14 protein-coding genes are annotated in these 18,192 nt (G+C 49.9%); 6 read left to right on the top strand and 8 right to left on the bottom strand.

What is annotated here, in order from left to right:
• Nucleotides 1-345: 345 nt before the first annotated feature.
• The 3 genes from uidA to uidC are packed head-to-tail and all read left to right on the top strand — an operon-like array spanning nt 346 to nt 4,831.
• The gene (gene uidA, locus HUZ68_RS11785) at nt 346-2,157 is read left to right on the top strand and encodes a beta-glucuronidase (RefSeq protein WP_097490074.1); all 1,812 of its coding nucleotides are present in this window, start codon (nt 346-348) and stop codon (nt 2,155-2,157) included.
• Complete coding sequence (gene uidB / locus HUZ68_RS11780; RefSeq protein WP_097490073.1) at nt 2,154-3,527, top strand: glucuronide transporter; 1,374 nt, start codon at nt 2,154-2,156, stop codon at nt 3,525-3,527. The genes uidA and uidB overlap by 4 nt, the downstream gene beginning before the upstream one ends.
• A 38-nt stretch (nt 3,528-3,565) precedes the next feature.
• The gene (gene uidC / locus HUZ68_RS11775; RefSeq protein ID WP_001227026.1) at nt 3,566-4,831 is read left to right on the top strand and encodes a glucuronide uptake porin UidC; all 1,266 of its coding nucleotides are present in this window, start codon (nt 3,566-3,568) and stop codon (nt 4,829-4,831) included.
• 44 nt (nt 4,832-4,875) lie between these two features.
• On the opposite strand, the gene HUZ68_RS11770 is transcribed toward uidC, so the two are convergent.
• Entirely contained in the window at nt 4,876-6,384 is a 1,509-nt protein-coding gene (locus HUZ68_RS11770) for a YdgA family protein (RefSeq protein ID WP_021556838.1), read from the bottom strand.
• 100 nt (nt 6,385-6,484) lie between these two features.
• Nucleotides 6,485-7,660 (bottom strand): mannose-6-phosphate isomerase, encoded by a 1,176-nt coding sequence (gene manA, locus HUZ68_RS11765; protein ID WP_239594219.1) that lies wholly within the window; start codon nt 7,658-7,660, stop codon nt 6,485-6,487.
• A 198-nt stretch (nt 7,661-7,858) separates the two neighbouring features.
• Here manA and fumB point away from each other — a divergent pair, with 198 nt between their 5' ends.
• A complete protein-coding gene (gene fumB, locus HUZ68_RS11760; protein ID WP_000066620.1) occupies nt 7,859-9,505 on the top strand; it encodes a class I fumarate hydratase in 1,647 nt (548 codons plus the stop codon).
• Between the two features lie 142 nt (nt 9,506-9,647).
• Nucleotides 9,648-11,051, top strand: a complete 1,404-nt coding sequence (gene fumC, locus HUZ68_RS11755) for a class II fumarate hydratase (protein ID WP_001099102.1) — start codon at nt 9,648-9,650, stop codon at nt 11,049-11,051.
• Here the strand turns inward: fumC and tus are convergent.
• From tus to rstA, 3 genes are all read right to left on the bottom strand, one after another.
• Nucleotides 11,048-11,977: a DNA replication terminus site-binding protein gene (gene tus, locus HUZ68_RS11750; protein WP_001295399.1), complete on the bottom strand. Its 930-nt coding sequence runs from the start codon at nt 11,975-11,977 to the stop codon at nt 11,048-11,050. The genes fumC and tus overlap by 4 nt on opposite strands.
• Nucleotides 11,978-12,052: 75 nt before the next feature.
• Complete coding sequence (gene rstB, locus HUZ68_RS11745) at nt 12,053-13,354, bottom strand: two-component system sensor histidine kinase RstB (RefSeq protein WP_220410673.1); 1,302 nt, start codon at nt 13,352-13,354, stop codon at nt 12,053-12,055.
• 3 nt (nt 13,355-13,357) lie between these two features.
• The gene (gene rstA, locus HUZ68_RS11740; RefSeq protein WP_001092519.1) at nt 13,358-14,077 is read right to left on the bottom strand and encodes a two-component system response regulator RstA; all 720 of its coding nucleotides are present in this window, start codon (nt 14,075-14,077) and stop codon (nt 13,358-13,360) included.
• 128 nt (nt 14,078-14,205) lie between these two features.
• Between rstA and HUZ68_RS11735 the strand changes: the two genes are divergently transcribed.
• Nucleotides 14,206-14,541 carry a GlpM family protein gene (locus HUZ68_RS11735; protein ID WP_000524868.1) on the top strand — a complete coding sequence of 112 codons (336 nt, stop codon included), beginning with the start codon at nt 14,206-14,208 and terminating at the stop codon, nt 14,539-14,541.
• On the opposite strand, the gene folM is transcribed toward HUZ68_RS11735, so the two are convergent.
• The 3 genes from folM to ydgH all read right to left on the bottom strand — a co-directional run bounded on the left by folM (nt 14,538) and on the right by ydgH (nt 17,809).
• Nucleotides 14,538-15,260, bottom strand: a complete 723-nt coding sequence (gene folM / locus HUZ68_RS11730; RefSeq protein ID WP_000513673.1) for a dihydromonapterin reductase — start codon at nt 15,258-15,260, stop codon at nt 14,538-14,540. The genes HUZ68_RS11735 and folM overlap by 4 nt on opposite strands.
• A gap of 36 nt (nt 15,261-15,296) precedes the next feature.
• Nucleotides 15,297-16,679: an amino acid permease gene (locus HUZ68_RS11725; RefSeq protein ID WP_239594218.1), complete on the bottom strand. Its 1,383-nt coding sequence runs from the start codon at nt 16,677-16,679 to the stop codon at nt 15,297-15,299.
• Between the two features lie 185 nt (nt 16,680-16,864).
• Nucleotides 16,865-17,809, bottom strand: a complete 945-nt coding sequence (gene ydgH / locus HUZ68_RS11720) for a DUF1471 family protein YdgH (RefSeq protein WP_000769322.1) — start codon at nt 17,807-17,809, stop codon at nt 16,865-16,867.
• Nucleotides 17,810-18,192 lie beyond the last annotated feature (383 nt).

Raw genomic sequence — 18,192 nt, 5'->3', positions numbered from 1 at the left:
ACTTTAATTTCCCTGTACAAAATACAATCTCCCCGGGATCGGAGAATTCCCCCCCCCAAAATATTCACCGTAGCCATATGTCATGAGAGTTTATCGTTCTCAAGATGCTCGAACGAACGTTCGATTGCTTATTTTATGGCTTCTGTCAACGCTGTTATAAAGATTAATGCGATCTATATCACGCTGTGGGTATTGCAGTTTTTGGTTTTTTGATCGCGGTGTCAGTTCTTTTTATTTCCATTTCTCTTCCATGGGTTTCTCACAGATAACTGTGTGCAACACAGAATTGGTTAACTAATCAGATTAAAGGTTGACCAGTATTTTTATCTTAATGAGGAGTCCCTTATGTTACGTCCTGTAGAAACCCCAACTCGTGAAATCAAAAAACTCGACGGCCTGTGGGCATTCAGTCTGGATCGCGAAAACTGTGGAATTGATCAGCGTTGGTGGGAAAGCTCGTTACAAGAAAGCCGGGCAATTGCTGTGCCAGGCAGTTTTAACGATCAGTTCGCCGATGCAGATATTCGTAATTATGTGGGCAACGTCTGGTATCAGCGCGAAGTCTTTATACCGAAAGGTTGGGCAGGCCAGCGTATCGTGCTGCGTTTCGATGCGGTCACTCATTACGGCAAAGTGTGGGTCAATAATCAGGAAGTGATGGAGCATCAGGGCGGCTATACGCCATTTGAAGCCGATGTCACGCCGTATGTTATTGCCGGGAAAAGTGTACGTATCACCGTTTGTGTGAACAACGAACTGAACTGGCAGACTATCCCGCCGGGAATGGTGATTACCGACGAAAACGGCAAGAAAAAGCAGTCTTACTTCCATGATTTCTTTAACTACGCCGGGATCCATCGCAGCGTAATGCTCTACACCACGCCGAACACCTGGGTGGACGATATCACCGTGGTGACGCATGTCGCGCAAGCCTGTAACCACGCGTCTGTTGACTGGCAGGTGGTGGCCAATGGTGATGTCAGCGTTGAACTGCGTGATGCGGATCAACAGGTGGTTGCAACTGGACAAGGCACCAGCGGGACTTTGCAAGTGGTGAATCCGCACCTCTGGCAACCGGGTGAAGGTTATCTCTATGAACTGTACGTCACAGCCAAAAGCCAGACAGAGTGTGATATCTACCCGCTGCGCGTCGGCATCCGGTCAGTGGCAGTGAAGGGCGAACAGTTCCTGATCAACCACAAACCGTTCTACTTCACTGGTTTTGGTCGTCATGAAGATGCGGACTTGCGTGGCAAAGGATTCGATAACGTGCTGATGGTGCACGACCACGCATTAATGGACTGGATTGGGGCCAACTCCTACCGTACCTCGCATTACCCTTACGCTGAAGAGATGCTCGACTGGGCAGATGAACATGGCATCGTGGTGATTGATGAAACTGCTGCTGTCGGCTTTAACCTCTCTTTAGGCATTGGTTTCGAAGCGGGCAACAAGCCGAAAGAACTGTACAGCGAAGAGGCAGTCAACGGGGAAACTCAGCAGGCGCACTTACAGGCGATTAAAGAGCTGATAGCGCGTGACAAAAACCACCCAAGCGTGGTGATGTGGAGTATTGCCAACGAACCGGATACCCGTCCGCAAGGTGCACGGGAATATTTCGCGCCACTGGCGGAAGCAACGCGTAAACTCGACCCGACGCGTCCGATCACCTGCGTCAATGTAATGTTCTGCGACGCTCACACCGATACCATCAGCGATCTCTTTGATGTGCTGTGCCTGAACCGTTATTACGGATGGTATGTCCAAAGCGGCGATTTGGAAACGGCAGAGAAGGTACTGGAAAAAGAACTTCTGGCCTGGCAGGAGAAACTGCATCAGCCGATTATCATCACCGAATACGGCGTGGATACGTTAGCCGGGCTGCACTCAATGTACACCGACATGTGGAGTGAAGAGTATCAGTGTGCATGGCTGGATATGTATCACCGCGTCTTTGATCGCGTCAGCGCCGTCGTCGGTGAACAGGTATGGAATTTCGCCGATTTTGCGACCTCGCAAGGCATATTGCGCGTTGGCGGTAACAAGAAGGGCATCTTCACCCGCGACCGCAAACCGAAGTCGGCGGCTTTTCTGCTGCAAAAACGCTGGACTGGCATGAACTTCGGTGAAAAACCGCAGCAGGGAGGCAAACAATGAATCAACAACTCTCCTGGCGCACCATCGTTGGCTACAGCCTCGGTGACGTCGCCAATAACTTCGCCTTCGCTATGGGGGCGCTCTTCCTGCTAAGTTACTACACCGACGTCGCTGGCGTCGGTGCCGCTGCGGCGGGCACCATGCTGTTACTGGTGCGGGTATTCGATGCCTTCGCCGACATCTTTGCCGGACGAGTGGTGGACAGTGTGAATACCCGCTGGGGAAAATTCCGCCCGTTTTTACTCTTCGGTACTGCGCCGTTAATGATCTTCAGCGTGCTGGTATTCTGGGTGCCGACCGACTGGAGCCATGGTAGCAAAGTGGTGTATGCATATTTGACCTACATGGGCCTCGGGCTTTGCTACAGCCTGGTGAATATTCCTTATGGTTCACTTGCTACCGCGATGACCCAACAACCACAATCCCGCGCCCGTCTGGGCGCGGCTCGTGGGATTGCCGCTTCATTGACCTTTGTCTGCCTGGCATTTCTGATAGGGCCGAGCATTAAGAACTCCAGCCCGGAAGAGATGGTGTCGGTATACCATTTCTGGACGATTGTGCTGGCGATTGCCGGAATGGTGCTTTACTTCATCTGCTTCAAATCGACGCGTGAGAATGTGGTACGTATCGTGGCGCAGCCGTCATTGAAGATCAGTCTGCAAACCCTGAAACGGAATCGCCCGCTGTTTATGTTGTGCATTGGTGCGCTGTGTGTGCTGATTTCGACCTTCGCGGTCAGCGCCTCGTCGTTGTTCTACGTGCGCTATGTGTTAAATGATACCGGGCTGTTCACTGTGCTGGTACTGGTGCAAAACCTGGTTGGTACTGTGGCATCGGCACCGCTGGTGCCGGGGATGGTCGCGAGGATCGGTAAAAAGAATACCTTCCTGATTGGCGCTTTGCTGGGAACCTGCGGTTATCTGCTATTCTTCTGGGTTTCCGTCTGGTCACTGCCGGTGGCGTTGGTTGCGTTGGCCATCGCTTCAATTGGTCAGGGCGTTACCATGACTGTGATGTGGGCGCTGGAAGCTGATACCGTAGAATACGGTGAATACCTGACCGGCGTGCGAATTGAAGGGCTCACCTATTCACTATTCTCATTTACCCGTAAATGCGGTCAGGCAATCGGAGGTTCAATTCCTGCCTTTATTTTGGGATTAAGCGGATATATCGCCAATCAGGTGCAAACGCCGGAAGTTATTATGGGCATCCGCACATCAATTGCCTTAGTACCTTGCGGATTTATGCTACTGGCATTCGTTATTATCTGGTTTTATCCGCTCACAGATAAAAAATTCAAAGAAATCGTGGTTGAAATTAATAATCGTAAAAAAGTGCAGCAGCAATTAATCAGCGATATCACTAATTAATATTCAATAAAAATAATCAGAACATCAAAGGTGCAACTATGAGAAAAATAGTGGCCATGGCCGTTATTTGCCTGACGGCTGCCTCTGGCCTTACCTCTGCTTACGCGGCGCAACTGGCTGACGATGAAGCGGGACTACGCATCAGACTGAAAAACGAATTGCGCAGGGCTGATAAGCCCAGTGCTGGCGCGGGAAGAGATATTTACGCATGGGTACAGGGAGGATTGCTCGATTTCAATAGTGGTTATTATTCCAATATTATTGGCGTTGAAGGCGGAGCGTATTATGTTTATAAATTAGGTGCTCGTGCTGATATGAGTACCCGGTGGTATCTTGATGGTGATAAAAGTTTTGGCTTTGCCCTGGGGGCAGTAAAAATAAAACCCAGTGAAAATAGCCTGCTTAAATTAGGTCGCTTCGGGACGGATTATAGTTATGGTAGCTTACCTTATCGTATTCCGTTAATGGCTGGCAGTTCGCAACGTACATTACCGACAGTTTCTGAAGGAGCATTAGGTTATTGGGCTTTAACGCCAAATATTGATCTGTGGGGAATGTGGCGTTCACGAGTATTTTTATGGACTGATTCAACAACCGGTATTCGTGATGAAGGGGTGTATAACAGCCAGACGGGAAAATACGATAAACATCGCGCACGTTCTTTTTTAGCCGCCAGTTGGCATGATGATACCAGTCGCTATTCTCTGGGGGCATCGGTACAGAAAGATGTTTCCAATCAGATACAAAGTATTCTCGAGAAAAGTATACCGCTCGACCCGAATTATACGTTGAAAGGGGAGTTGCTCGGCTTTTACGCGCAACTCGAAGGTTTAAGTCGTAATACCAGCCAGCCCAATGAAACGGCGTTGGTTAGTGGACAATTAACCTGGAATGCGCCGTGGGGAAGCGTATTTGGCAGTGGTGGTTATTTGCGCCATGCAATGAATGGTGCCGTGGTGGATACCGACATTGGCTATCCCTTTTCATTAAGTCTTGATCGTAACCGTGAAGGAATGCAGTCCTGGCAATTGGGCGTCAACTATCGTTTAACGCCGCAATTTACACTGACATTTGCACCGATTGTGACTCGCGGCTATGAATCCAGTAAACGAGATGTGCGGATTGAAGGCACGGGTATCTTAGGTGGTATGAACTATCGGGTCAGCGAAGGGCCGTTACAAGGGATGAATTTATTTCTTGCTGCCGATAAAGGGCGGGAAAAGCGCGATGGCAGTGCGCTGGGCGATCGCCTGAATTACTGGGATGTGAAAATGAGTATTCAGTATGACTTTATGCTGAAGTAAGAAATAACGCCGGAGAGAAAAACCTCCGGCGTTTTGGCTGTGAATTACTGCTGCGGAATAGCGGGTACGACCGGAACGTTTAATGCCGGCATTGCAAACATACCAACGAAATCTTCCAGTGGCATTTTCTGCCCATTTAACGTTATCTGACCGTTAGCATATTGCAGGCTGGTGGTGATGGTATTGTCCTGCAAGGTGGTCAGACGGAACATCTGCCCCATTGCTGATGCACCTTCAACTTGCTGTTTCGCCAGTTTTTTCGCTTGATCTTCCTGATAACCTTCCAGCTTCGCTACCTGAGTCATCAACTCAGTTGCCATATCCACCGGAATGGTCAGTTTCGCATCCAGAGATTTAACCGAACGATCTACTTCCTGCGCCAGCGTTTGCGGCGCTTCTTTAGTCGTTGCCGGATCTTTCAGGAACAGCGACAGATTCAGTGCACTTTCACCCTGACTGTTTTTCCAGCTTAGTGGCGCGATAGTAATCACCGGATCGCCTTTCAACATCAGCGGCAGGGCGCTAAAGAAGGCTTCCGTCACTTTCTCCTGATAAAGTTCGGGATTGTTGGCAATTTCTGGCTGTGCCAGCAGCGCCTGAGTTTGCGCGTTATATTGCTGGCTAAACTGATGCCAGGCTTCGCCATCAATTTGGCCGACTTTTAAAGTCAGCTTGCCGCTGCCCAGATCCTGATTCTGTACCTTCAGGCTGTTTAGCGAGTAATCCAGTTGGCTATTGATCGTTTTACCGTCATTGACCAGATCCGATTTACCGCTGATCTCCATGCCTTCCAGCAGTGCCAGTTCTTTGCCTTCCACTGAAATGGTCATTTTTTCCAGTGACAGTTTTTGGTTTCCTACGCGCTCACCAAAACTTGCCAGCGTGCTGGAACCGTCGGTTTTCAGATTATTAAAGGTCAACTGCACTTTCTGGTTGTATTCGTTAACTGCGTCTATCCGACCACTTTGCGCCTCCCCGGAAAGGGAGATAGCTTTGCCGTCTCTGTCAGCATTTAACTGGAACTCGCCGCCGCTAAAGGCGACTTTTTCATCCTTTTGCTCGTAATTCAGTGGCTTGAGCGAAATATCGGAACTGGAATCACCGCTGTAACCAATGCGCGAGTTAATCTCAAAAGGCGTTTCACCTTTTGCCATATCAAACAGTGGTTTGCTTACTTCGTTATTAACCAGCGTGGTTTGAATTGATGCCATCGACGGGATCAGGTTCAGTTTTTTAAGCTGGGCAAGCGGGAAGGGACCATGATCAACCGATTCGTTGAAGATGACGCTCTGACCGCTTTTAATCCACGGATTTTCTTTCCCGGCAATGGGTTTCACCAACAGTTGCAACTGGCTGCTGAATACGCCGCGATGATAGTTTTGATAACTCACTTCCAGGTTGGATTCAGGAGCTGTCAGTTTGAGTTGCGCGTTCGCCTGCGCGACCATCTCTTCGAGATGGGTTTCAATCTTCTTGCCTGTATACCATGCGCCGCCTGTCCAGACTACGCCTAGCGCAACAATGACGCCTACCGCTACCAGCGATTTATTCATAATGATTATCCATAAAATGAAATCAGGCGGACTGGCCGCCTGAAGGTGTTATAAGCCTTTAATAAGCTTAGCAAGAGATGTTAATTTTTTCAGTAAGCTCTTACAGCTTGTTGTAAACCCGTGCTAAACGGCCGTGGCCTTTAACAGTCACCGGTGATTCGTTGGCGGCAATAAACGCTGATTCACCCGGTTTAAGCTGTAACTGCTGAGAACCTTTCCACAACGTTGCATCGCCTTCGACGCAGAACAAAATGGCGGCACTCTGCTGGCTAATGGTGGTTTCTTTATCACTAAGGTCATGCAGCGAGAAGGCAAAATCATCCACTGGAATCGGGAAGTCCAGTTCTGCACCTTGTTTCACCGGCTGGGTCAACAACTGGTTAGCCGGTTTGGCTTCGAATTTCACATTGGCAACCAGTTCCGGAATATCAATGTACTTAGGCGTCAGACCCGCACGCAGCACGTTATCGGAGTTCGCCATCACTTCCAGCGCCACGCCTTGCAGGTAAGCGTGCGGTGTTTCAGCGAACAGGAACATCGCTTCGCCAGGATTCAATTTCACCACATTCAGTAACAGCGGGGAGAACAGGCCGCTGTCTTCCGGGTAAAATTCAGAAATTAAACGAATCGTTTGCCACGGTTCACCCTGCTGACTGTCTAGCGCCGATTTTAAAATCGCCAGCGCGCGGGATTTTTCTTCACCCTGCATATTCAACAGGCTGGCGAACAGTTCGCTTAAACGTTCGGCATTAGGCTGTTGTAAAAAGTGAGCAATTGCCGGATGTGCACCTGCGACTGGCTGGAGTAGGGAGACAATCTCGGAAAACTCACGAAACGCGTTCATCGCAAGGAAAGGCGCCAGCGCAAAAACCAGCTCCGGCTTGTGGTTAGGATCTTTATAGTTACGCTCGGCGGCATCCATCGGGATACCTGCGGCATTTTCTTTGGCAAAACCGATTTCAGAATTGCGTTTGTTTGGATGAACCTGAATGGAGAGCGGCTGTGCTGCGCATAATACTTTGAACAGGAAAGGCAGTTCGCCAAAGCGTTTGGCAACGGCCTCTCCGAGCAGAGTCGATTTATCACTCTCAATCACATCACGCAGTGAAACGATATCTCCGGCGGCATTCTGCACTCGTGAACTGCTTTTCGGATGTGCGCCCATCCACAGCTCGGCCATCGGCTGGCTGGACGGATTTTCCATACCATAAAGTTCAGTCAACGCCGTTTTGCTGCCCCAGGCATAGTTTTGCACTGAGTTAATGAGTTTTTGCATGATCAATCCCTGTTTTAATGTGGAAATTAATCCCACTATTAAAGCAAGAATCCTACGGGAAGTAACCTGGAGCCGCAAAAAGTCGTACTAGTCTCAGTTTTTGTTAAAAAAGTGTGTAGGATATTGTTACTCGCTTTTAACAGGGCAACGGAACACCCGCCCAGAGCATAACCAAACCAGGCAGTAAGTGAGAGAACAATGTCAAACAAACCCTTTCATTATCAGGCTCCTTTTCCACTCAAAAAAGATGATACTGAGTATTACCTGCTAACCAGCGAACACGTTAGCGTATCTGAATTTGAAGGGCAGGAGATTTTGAAAGTCGCACTCGAAGCGTTAACTCTGTTGGCGCGTCAGGCGTTTCATGATGCGTCGTTTATGCTGCGTCCGGCTCACCAACAACAGGTGGCCGACATTCTGCGTGACCCGGAGGCCAGCGAAAATGATAAATATGTGGCGCTGCAATTCCTGCGTAACTCCGACATCGCGGCGAAAGGCGTTCTGCCAACCTGTCAGGATACCGGCACTGCGATTATTGTTGGTAAAAAAGGGCAGCGTGTATGGACCGGTGGCTGTGATGAAGCGGCGCTGGCGCGCGGTGTCTATAACACTTATATCGAAGATAATTTGCGCTACTCGCAAAACGCGCCGCTGGATATGTATAAAGAGGTGAATACCGGCACCAATCTGCCAGCGCAGATCGATCTTTATGCCGTTGATGGCGACGAGTACAAATTCCTCTGTATCGCCAAAGGTGGTGGTTCGGCAAACAAGACGTATCTCTATCAGGAAACCAAAGCGTTACTAACGCCGGGGAAACTGAAAAATTACCTGGTTGAGAAGATGCGCACGCTGGGTACGGCGGCCTGTCCTCCGTATCATATTGCGTTCGTAATTGGTGGAACTTCTGCAGAAACTAACCTTAAAACAGTGAAACTGGCTTCCGCTAAATACTATGACGAACTGCCAACGGAAGGGAATGAGCACGGTCAGGCATTCCGCGATGTGGAACTGGAAAAAGAATTGCTGATCGAAGCGCAAAATCTCGGTCTGGGTGCGCAGTTTGGTGGTAAATACTTCGCTCACGACATACGCGTGATTCGCCTGCCACGTCACGGCGCATCCTGTCCGGTTGGTATGGGTGTTTCCTGCTCTGCTGACCGTAATATCAAAGCGAAGATCAACCGTCAGGGGATCTGGATCGAAAAACTGGAACATAATCCAGGTAAATATATCCCTGAAGAGCTGCGTAAAGCGGGAGAAGGCGAAGCGGTGCGCGTTGACCTTAACCGTCCGATGAAAGAGATCCTCGCACAGTTGTCGCAGTATCCCGTTTCTACACGCTTATCGCTTAACGGCACGATTATCGTCGGTCGTGATATTGCTCACGCCAAACTGAAAGAGCGGATGGATAACGGTGAAGGGCTGCCGCAGTACATTAAAGATCATCCGATTTACTACGCGGGTCCGGCCAAAACGCCGGAAGGTTATGCCTCCGGTTCTCTTGGCCCAACGACCGCCGGACGGATGGATTCTTATGTCGATCAACTGCAAGCGCAGGGCGGAAGTATGATCATGCTGGCGAAAGGCAACCGCAGCCAGCAGGTGACGGATGCCTGTAAAAAACACGGCGGCTTCTACCTTGGCAGTATCGGTGGTCCGGCCGCTGTATTGGCGCAGGGAAGTATTAAGAGCCTGGAATGTGTTGAATATCCGGAACTGGGAATGGAAGCCATCTGGAAAATTGAAGTGGAAGATTTCCCGGCGTTTATCCTTGTGGATGATAAAGGAAATGACTTCTTCCAGCAGATACAACTCACACAGTGCACTCGCTGTGTGAAATAAACAGAGCCGCCCTTCGGGGCGGTTTTTTTACATGGCACGAAAGACCAAACATTTGTTATCAAATAGTAAATAATAAGTGAGCTAAAAGTTGCTTAACGAAAGCAAAACAGAAAGAAAAAATTAAACAGGTGAGGAGCAGGCCATGAATACAGTACGCAGCGAAAAAGATTCGATGGGGGCGATTGATGTCCCGGCAGATAAGCTGTGGGGCGCACAAACTCAACGCTCGCTGGAGCATTTCCGCATTTCGACGGAGAAAATGCCCACCTCACTGATTCATGCGCTGGCGCTAACCAAGCGCGCAGCGGCAAAAGTTAATGAAGATTTAGGCTTGTTGTCTGAAGAGAAAGCGAGCGCCATTCGGCAGGCGGCGGATGAAGTACTGGCAGGACAGCATGACGACGAATTCCCGCTGGCTATCTGGCAGACCGGCTCCGGCACGCAAAGTAACATGAACATGAACGAAGTGCTGGCTAACCGGGCCAGTGAATTACTCGGCGGCGTGCGCGGGATGGAACGTAAAGTTCACCCTAACGACGACGTGAACAAAAGCCAAAGTTCCAACGATGTCTTTCCGACGGCGATGCACGTTGCGGCGCTGCTGGCGCTGCGCAAGCAACTCATTCCGCAGCTTAAAACCCTGACACAGACACTGAGTGAAAAATCGCGTGCATTTGCCGATATCGTCAAAATCGGTCGAACCCACTTGCAGGACGCCACGCCGCTAACACTAGGGCAGGAGATTTCCGGCTGGGTAGCGATGCTCGAGCATAATCTCAAACATATCGAATACAGCCTGCCTCACGTAGCGGAACTGGCTCTTGGCGGTACAGCGGTGGGTACTGGACTAAATACCCATCCGGAGTATGCGCGTCGCGTAGCAGATGAACTGGCAGTCATTACCTGTGCACCGTTTGTTACCGCGCCGAACAAATTTGAAGCGCTTGCGACCTGTGATGCCCTGGTTCAGGCGCACGGCGCGTTGAAAGGGTTGGCTGCGTCACTGATGAAAATCGCCAATGATGTCCGCTGGCTGGCCTCTGGCCCGCGCTGCGGAATTGGTGAAATCTCAATCCCGGAAAATGAGCCGGGCAGCTCAATCATGCCGGGGAAAGTGAACCCAACCCAGTGTGAAGCATTAACCATGCTCTGCTGTCAGGTAATGGGGAACGACGTGGCGATCAACATGGGTGGCGCTTCCGGTAACTTTGAACTGAACGTCTTCCGTCCGATGGTGATCCATAATTTCCTGCAATCGGTGCGCTTGCTGGCAGATGGCATGGAAAGTTTTAACAAACACTGCGCAGTGGGTATTGAACCGAATCGTGAGCGAATCAATCAATTACTCAATGAATCGCTGATGCTGGTGACTGCGCTTAACACCCACATTGGTTATGACAAAGCCGCGGAGATCGCCAAAAAAGCGCATAAAGAAGGGCTGACCTTAAAAGCTGCGGCCCTTGCGCTGGGGTATCTTAGCGAAGCTGAGTTTGACAGCTGGGTACGGCCAGAACAGATGGTCGGCAGTATGAAAGCCGGGCGTTAATCTGCAACATACAGGTGCAGCCGTGGAATGATCAAACGAAGCGGCTGCGCCTGTGGTTTATAACGGTGCTGCACATTGTCGGCATCGTAATTTAACAACTCACCAACGTCCGGCACGCCCGCGCCATTATCCCGATTAATCAGTGCAATCAGTGGTGTAGGGCAGGCGTGTTGGACTTGTTTTTGATCTCCTTTGTACCAGACGCGGGCAATCGGCTGCACCTTCACCGGACGTTTGATTTTTAACTTCGCGTTCTGTGGCAGGGCAGCGATATCCTGATACTCTCGCTCCAGTTTTCTTTGCCACTCCTCGCGCGTCCACGGTGCGACACTGCGTGGTGATTTCAGGCTTTTTTCCAGCTGTGCCAGGACTTCATCACGATGCAAATTCTTAATGATATGTTTATTAGCCCAACCAAAGCGTAAAGTGGCGGGGTCGTGCAGAACGGTGAGCGTGCGGTAAGCATTAAGGGTGATCAGCCCCGGCAAATGACGATGCACCCATTCAAAACGTGCCGCGGTGGGGAGTTCTGATTCAACCGTGACGATATGCTCGAACGTGGTCTTGAGTTTATTGATGTGCTGAATATGACTGACCAACGCTGCTTGCGAAAGGTTATCGACCTGGTAACACAACACGCCAGGCAGACGGACAGCGGCCTTGCTGCTGCGATTTTCGGACTGTTGTTGAATAAATAAATGGCGGAAATGACGCAACGCCAGCGACTGCGCGTCGTTGCCGAGATGTTGTTTTACCTCAATACGATTAAGCGGATTATGCTCATCCTCTTTTTTTACCTCCGGCAAAGAGAACACGCGGGCAACCAATAGCTTGTGTTGCTCAAGATGAGCGGCAAATGCAGCCAGCTCTTGTTCCATCTGGCGAAAGGTAGTGTTGAGTCGGTCTACGAGATCGTAACGCGCCATAATATTAACCACTTTAGTTACAACATACTTATTTTATAGCACAGTCGTGGTGACTTGACCATCGTGCGCGTAGTGTCAGGCAGAGGTAAATTGCGGGATGTTATGCCATAACGGCCAGCTAAACGAGAAGCGAGCACCACCCAGTTCGCTGGTGTCACAATTAACCGTACCGCCCATTGCCAGTGCTATAGAGTGGACAATTGCCAGCCCCAGCCCGCAGCCGTCGGTTGAGCGATCCCGGCTGGGATCGAGGCGAACAAAAGGTTCAAAGATATGTTCGCGGTTTTCTGGGGCAATCCCTGGGCCATCATCCTCAACAATTAATGTCGCTCTATTCCCCGACAGTAGCAGGCTGGTTTCAACCGTTGAATGGCAGTACCGCAGGGCGTTATTGAGCAAATTATCCAGCACGCGCTCCATTAAGCGCATATCCAACGCCGCATAATGGCCTTGCGCGAGCGTTTTAATCCGTACCGTTTTATCGGGCGTTACTGCCTGAATGTCTGCCAGATGCGTTGACAGCCACAACGGCAGGTCTGGTTCGCTAAGATGAAGCTCGTTTTGTGGGCGATCGAGTCGGGCATAAGTCAGCAGCTCTTCAATTAAAGCTTCAAGTTGACTGATATCACGATTCAACGCCTGGGATTCGGCGGCGCTCAGGTTATCGCTCATCTCCAGTCGATAACGCAGGCGCACTAACGGTGTTCGCAGTTCGTGAGCGATACCGTCAATAAGCTGTTTTTTGCTGGCAATCAAGGCGTTGATATTGTCCGCCATCTGGTTAAATGCGATACCAAGTCGTTCAAAGCTCGAACCCTCATCAAAGTGGATACGCTCATTGAGATGCCCATCGCCAAATCGTTGCGCCGCTGCTTCCAGTTTTAACATATCCTGCCAGTGCGGACGCATCCAGATAAACACCGGAAAGGCGAGGGAAATAGCAATAAAAGCGATCAGGGCGATATCCAGCAATCGCATCTGATGGAGATAATAAAGATAAGGAACAGGACCAACTGCCAGCACGTAGTGGCTGCGCGGGATACGCTGCAAAAACGTGTACTGATCGTCCAGGGCGACAATTTCGCCGCCACGCAGTCGGTGCATGGAAATATCATCAAGATGGTATTTACTCAATGGCTCGACACGCAGATCGAAAGAGAGATTTAAATCCATCTCTTTCAGCGTCTTACCCCAGTCGTGTGGGGGGATCTCACGCAATTCGCTGCGCATCAGATACAGCGAACTGTTCATCAAATCATCCAGCGACTGTTTGCCCGCGCGTTCGGCGGTAAATTTGTACACCAACCCAACCAGCAGAGACATCACAAGGAAGCAGACAAACAATAACAGGTAAAACTGGATAAACAGTTTTTTCATCGCTTATTCCCATGCATGAGGCGCAAAAAGATAGCCTTTGTTACGCACAGTTTTAATGCGATAAGGTTCTGCGGCGTTATCGAGCAGTTTTTTTCTTAACCGCGAAATAGCCACGTCCACGCTACGATCCAGTCCGTCATAACTGACGCCGCGTAAATTTTTCAGCAATGCATCGCGGTCCATGATTTGCCCGGCATGGGTAGCTAATTCCCACAATAATTCGAAATCAGCTGTCGAGAGCGAGATTTCAGTGTTAGCCAGGGTGACTACGCGGTTGATGGGATCGATGGTCAACGTGCCGAAATGCAGGGCTTTGTAGGGAGTCAGAGACGTTTCCTGAAGACCTTTGGTCAGTGTGGCTTGCTCATTCTGACGCAAATGCAAACGTAAACGCGCTAGCAAAACAGCAGGGGGCGTCGTTTTGAGAATATAGTCGCAGGCACCCATTTCCAGTGCCAGGATGTGGTTCATATCGCTATCGAGAGAGGTTAGAAGAACAATCGGTCCAGACCACTTTGCGCGTAAATCACGACAAATGGTCATGCCGTCCTTGCCTGGTAGCATGATGTCGAGTAACACCAAATCCGGACTTTCTCGCAAAATGGTTTCTTCGGCCTGGTCGCCGCGCGGTTCTACGGTAACCTGCATATCATGTTTTGCCAGGTACGCGGCAATCAGTGAACCGACTTCCGCATCATCTTCCACAAATACGATAGTGTTCATAACATTCACGGTAGATATAAAAACGTCACAATACACCGCGCTGTTTTTACTTACTATCAATCGTTTCTAAACAAGTTTTCATCAGGTATTCTACTGATGACTTGTTATGGAAGTGTTAAGGTAAAAAAATGGGGCTGGTAATCAAAGCCGCGCTCGGTGCGCTGGTAGTGCTGTTGATTGGTGTTTTAGCAAAAACGAAAAATTATTATATCGCCGGGCTGATTCCACTTTTCCCGACCTTTGCGCTTATCGCGCATTATATTGTTGCCAGCGAACGCGGCATTGAAGCCTTACGCGCAACCATCATTTTTAGTATGTGGTCGATTATTCCCTATTTTGTTTACCTGGTGTCGCTGTGGTATTTCACCGGAATGATGCGCTTGCCCGCCGCTTTTGTTGGTTCTGTTGCGTGTTGGGGGATAAGCGCATGGGTGTTGATTATATGCTGGATAAAGCTGCATTAACGCAGATGACGACCGCCATCAAGTGGGAAACTGCGTCCGGTGACAAAGCAGCTGGTAAGTAAGTAATCGACCAGGTCGATCACTTCTTTCTCGCCAGGCGCGGTTTTCATCAGTGATTTATTCAGCGCCTGTTGTCGATATTCGGCATCATCATGTTCATTAAACAGGATCAGCGATGGCGCAATAGAATTCACTTTCACTTCCGGTGCCAGCTTGCGGGCAAACGAGCGGGTCATATTATCCAGTGCCGCTTTGCTTGCAGCATACGCAACATGTTTGTCGCTACCGCGCTCCACCACATAATCGGTAAAGTGAATGATATCGCTGGCGGCGTGTCCGTGCCCACGCAGTAATCTTTCCAGCGCATGGTTGAGCAGGTATGGGGTATTAACGTGGATCTGCATCATGCAAGCCAGTACGTCGGCCAGTGGTGTACCTGGTTTTTCCGCCATCCACGCACTGGCGTTATGCAAAATAGCACGCAGACCATGGGTGCTTTTTAGTACTTCATCGGCAAACGCCATCACACCGTCGTTGGTCGAAAAATCAGCCTGAATACACTGCGCACCTGCCTTAATCAGTCCATCAATGGCTGGATAGTGCGTCCGATAGCTGACAATCACCGGTTGCTTTTGATTAATGAAATGCCAGGCGAGGGCGAGGCCGATGCGACGACCTCCGCCAGTAATTAATATTGGCAAGGGCTGGGCTTTACCCATCGTTATCTCCTTTGCTATCCAACGATGGGATGAACGTTATCCCACCAGCATCCAGATCGCCGGAACTGAGGCAATTAACAGCATGCCAATCAGCACCATTTCCTGACGGTTCAGTACATTATCATGTGTATGCGTTTTGCGCGCATACAGGAAAACCAGCAGCCCCGGCGCATACAGAACAACGGATAACAGCAAGTGCATTGGACCAGAGGCATACAATAACCATAAGCCATAAATGCAGGCACCGACACCTACCGCTTTATGCAGTGGACGGGTTGCGATTTTCAGCAAGAACGCGCCGACCAGGAAATAGGGCACCAGAATCATTTCTGAGGCGATGGTCAGCAACGTGTTGTAATCGGAACCGGTCAGCCAGATGAGTACCAGACAAATTTGCACGCAGATGTTGGTCAACCACAGCGAGGCGGATGGCGCAGCTTGTGCGTTCTGGCGCGCAAAAATGCGTGGGAATGCTTTATGAGTGGCAGCCAGGAACGGAACTTCTGCCGCCATGATGGTCCAGCTTAAGTACGCGCCGCAAACGGAAACGATCAAACCGGCAGCGATGATGATTTCGCCCCATGGTCCCATCATTTCCACCATCAGACCGGCCATTGACGGGTTACGAATTTCAGCCAGTTCAGGACGTGCCACCACGCCCAGCGAAAGCAGCGTTACCAGCAAGTAAACGCCCAGAGCGGAGAGAACCGCCAGCAGTGTCGCTTTGCCAACATCACGTTTATTACGCGCACGCGCAGAAACAACAACGGCACCTTCCACACCAATGAAAACCCACAGGGTGATCAGCATGGTGTTTTTCACCTGTTCCCACACGGGTACGCCAAGTGCAAGTCCGGTGAAGTCGAGCTTGAAGGTATCCAGTTTGAACATCATCATCGCCAGCACAACAAACAGACCCAGCGGCAACAATTTTGCCAGTGTTGCCACCAGGTTAATGCTGGCAGCGGTTTGCACCCCGCGCAGGATCAAAAAGTGAACAATCCACAATAAAGCCGATGCACCGACTATCGATTGCCAGGTATTACCATCGCCGAACAGGCGCAATTCCGGCGTGTCCGTAAAAAAGCTTAACGCGGAAAAAACGATCACCAGATAGGAGACGTTGGCGATGACTGCGCACAGCCAGTATCCCCATGCGGAACAAAAGCCGATTAGCTCGCCAAACCCTTCGCGGGCATAGGTAAAGATACCGCCGTCAAGTTCGGGACGAATGCGCGTGAGGATCAGCATGGCAAAGGCCAGCAATAAAATGCCAGCGCCAGTAATACCCCAGCCGATGAGCAGTGCTGCCGGGCTGGCAACTGCCGCCATATTTTGCGGCAGACTGAAAACACCCGCGCCCAGCATTGAGCTTAATACCAGCGCGGTGAGTGCGCTCAGTCCCAGTTTCTTTTCCATCGATATCCAGTGATTAAAACGTGATAAGAAGAATAAATATTAGGGCAAAACGCATAAAAATGGAGTTTGCCACTGAAGCGCGGGATTTTACGAAGAGATGTGTCTGCATGCAATGGTCGCGGGGAAATTTGTGACTAAAAATGCGAAAGGCGGCATCAAGCCGCCTTATAGGAGTAACTGAATAGTTATTTATACAGATCTGCGCTGACGGTCAGGTTATTACCACGTTCCTGCCACTGGCGGGTGATGTGGTAATACTTAGCACCTTTCTTCGCGGCACGTTTCGCAACCTGATAGGAGACTTCGGTCATGTTGCCGTAGTTGCCAGAGAATTTGATGCTGTCGAACGGGACCATCATCGCTGCTGTCGCTTTGTTCAGTTCTTCGACTTTAGTGCCATCCGGGAGCGTGACAGTGTAACGTCCGCCTTTTGATGACTGGGTTTCAAAGAAACGACCGACTTCAGAACTTGGTGATGCGGTAGTCGCAACACCTGGGATCTCAACTTTCTTCGCGGCTTCGCCACCGGCAGCCAGAGCTGCACGTCCTGCTTCGGAATCTGCCGGGATCACATCCGGGCTCTGGACGATACGTTTCTTAGCATCTTTTTTATAGATGAATGCAGTAATACGCTGGTTGCCGCCCTGGTTGGCATCGATTTGACGAACAATGTAGAAAGAGTAGGCACCTTTCGCTTTTGCTGCTTTGGTGATGGCATCATTGACTTCTGGCTGGCTACGATAGAAGCCCTGGACGGTGACCGTGTCAAACGGTTCAATCAGAACAGCCTGATCTTTCGGCAGTTCGACAACACCGTTAATTACGCGATTACTTGTTTCTTCTGCTTTTTCAGCATCGGCTTTATAGAGGTCAGCGACCACACGCCAGTTACCGCTGTTACCAAAATCAGAAGTGTCGACAACATAAAAAGAGGCGGCACCTTCTTTATCTGCGCGACGAGAAACGGCTTTCACCGCTTCGCCAATAGCATTAAAACGACCGGTAACCACTACACGGTCAAAAGGTTTAACCGCTGCCGCTTGCTCCGGTGTCAGTTCTGTTGCTGCGTTAACGGAGAATGCCGTAGCAGAAAGCAGTGCCGACGCCAGGAGGGTGTTCTTAAGCTTCATAAAAATAATCCTTCGCCTTGCGCAAACCAGGTACTGGTATTGTTATTAACGAGAAACGTGGCTGATTATTGCATTTAAACGGTGTAACTGTCTGCGTCATTTTTCATATCACATTCCTTAAGCCAATTTTAATCCTGCTCAAATGACCGTCTATGCTTAAAAAACAGCCGTATCAGCATCATTACTACTGAAGCAACTGAATTGTATAAGTTAATTTAATGTTAAGTAGTGATTCGTGCCGGGGCGATGTCTCGTTTTACCCGACCGTCGAAGACAATTATCAGTCTTTATCCGGCGTTCTAAGGTGTTTATCCCACTATCACGGCTGAATCGTTAATATTTTGCGAGTTCACGCCGAAATACTGATTTTTGGCGCTAGATCA

The organism is Shigella dysenteriae, assembly GCF_022354085.1.
GTDB lineage: Bacteria > Pseudomonadota > Gammaproteobacteria > Enterobacterales > Enterobacteriaceae > Escherichia > Escherichia coli.
Note: the sequence above shows the minus strand (reverse complement) of the source record. Positions and strands in the feature narration are given on the sequence as shown.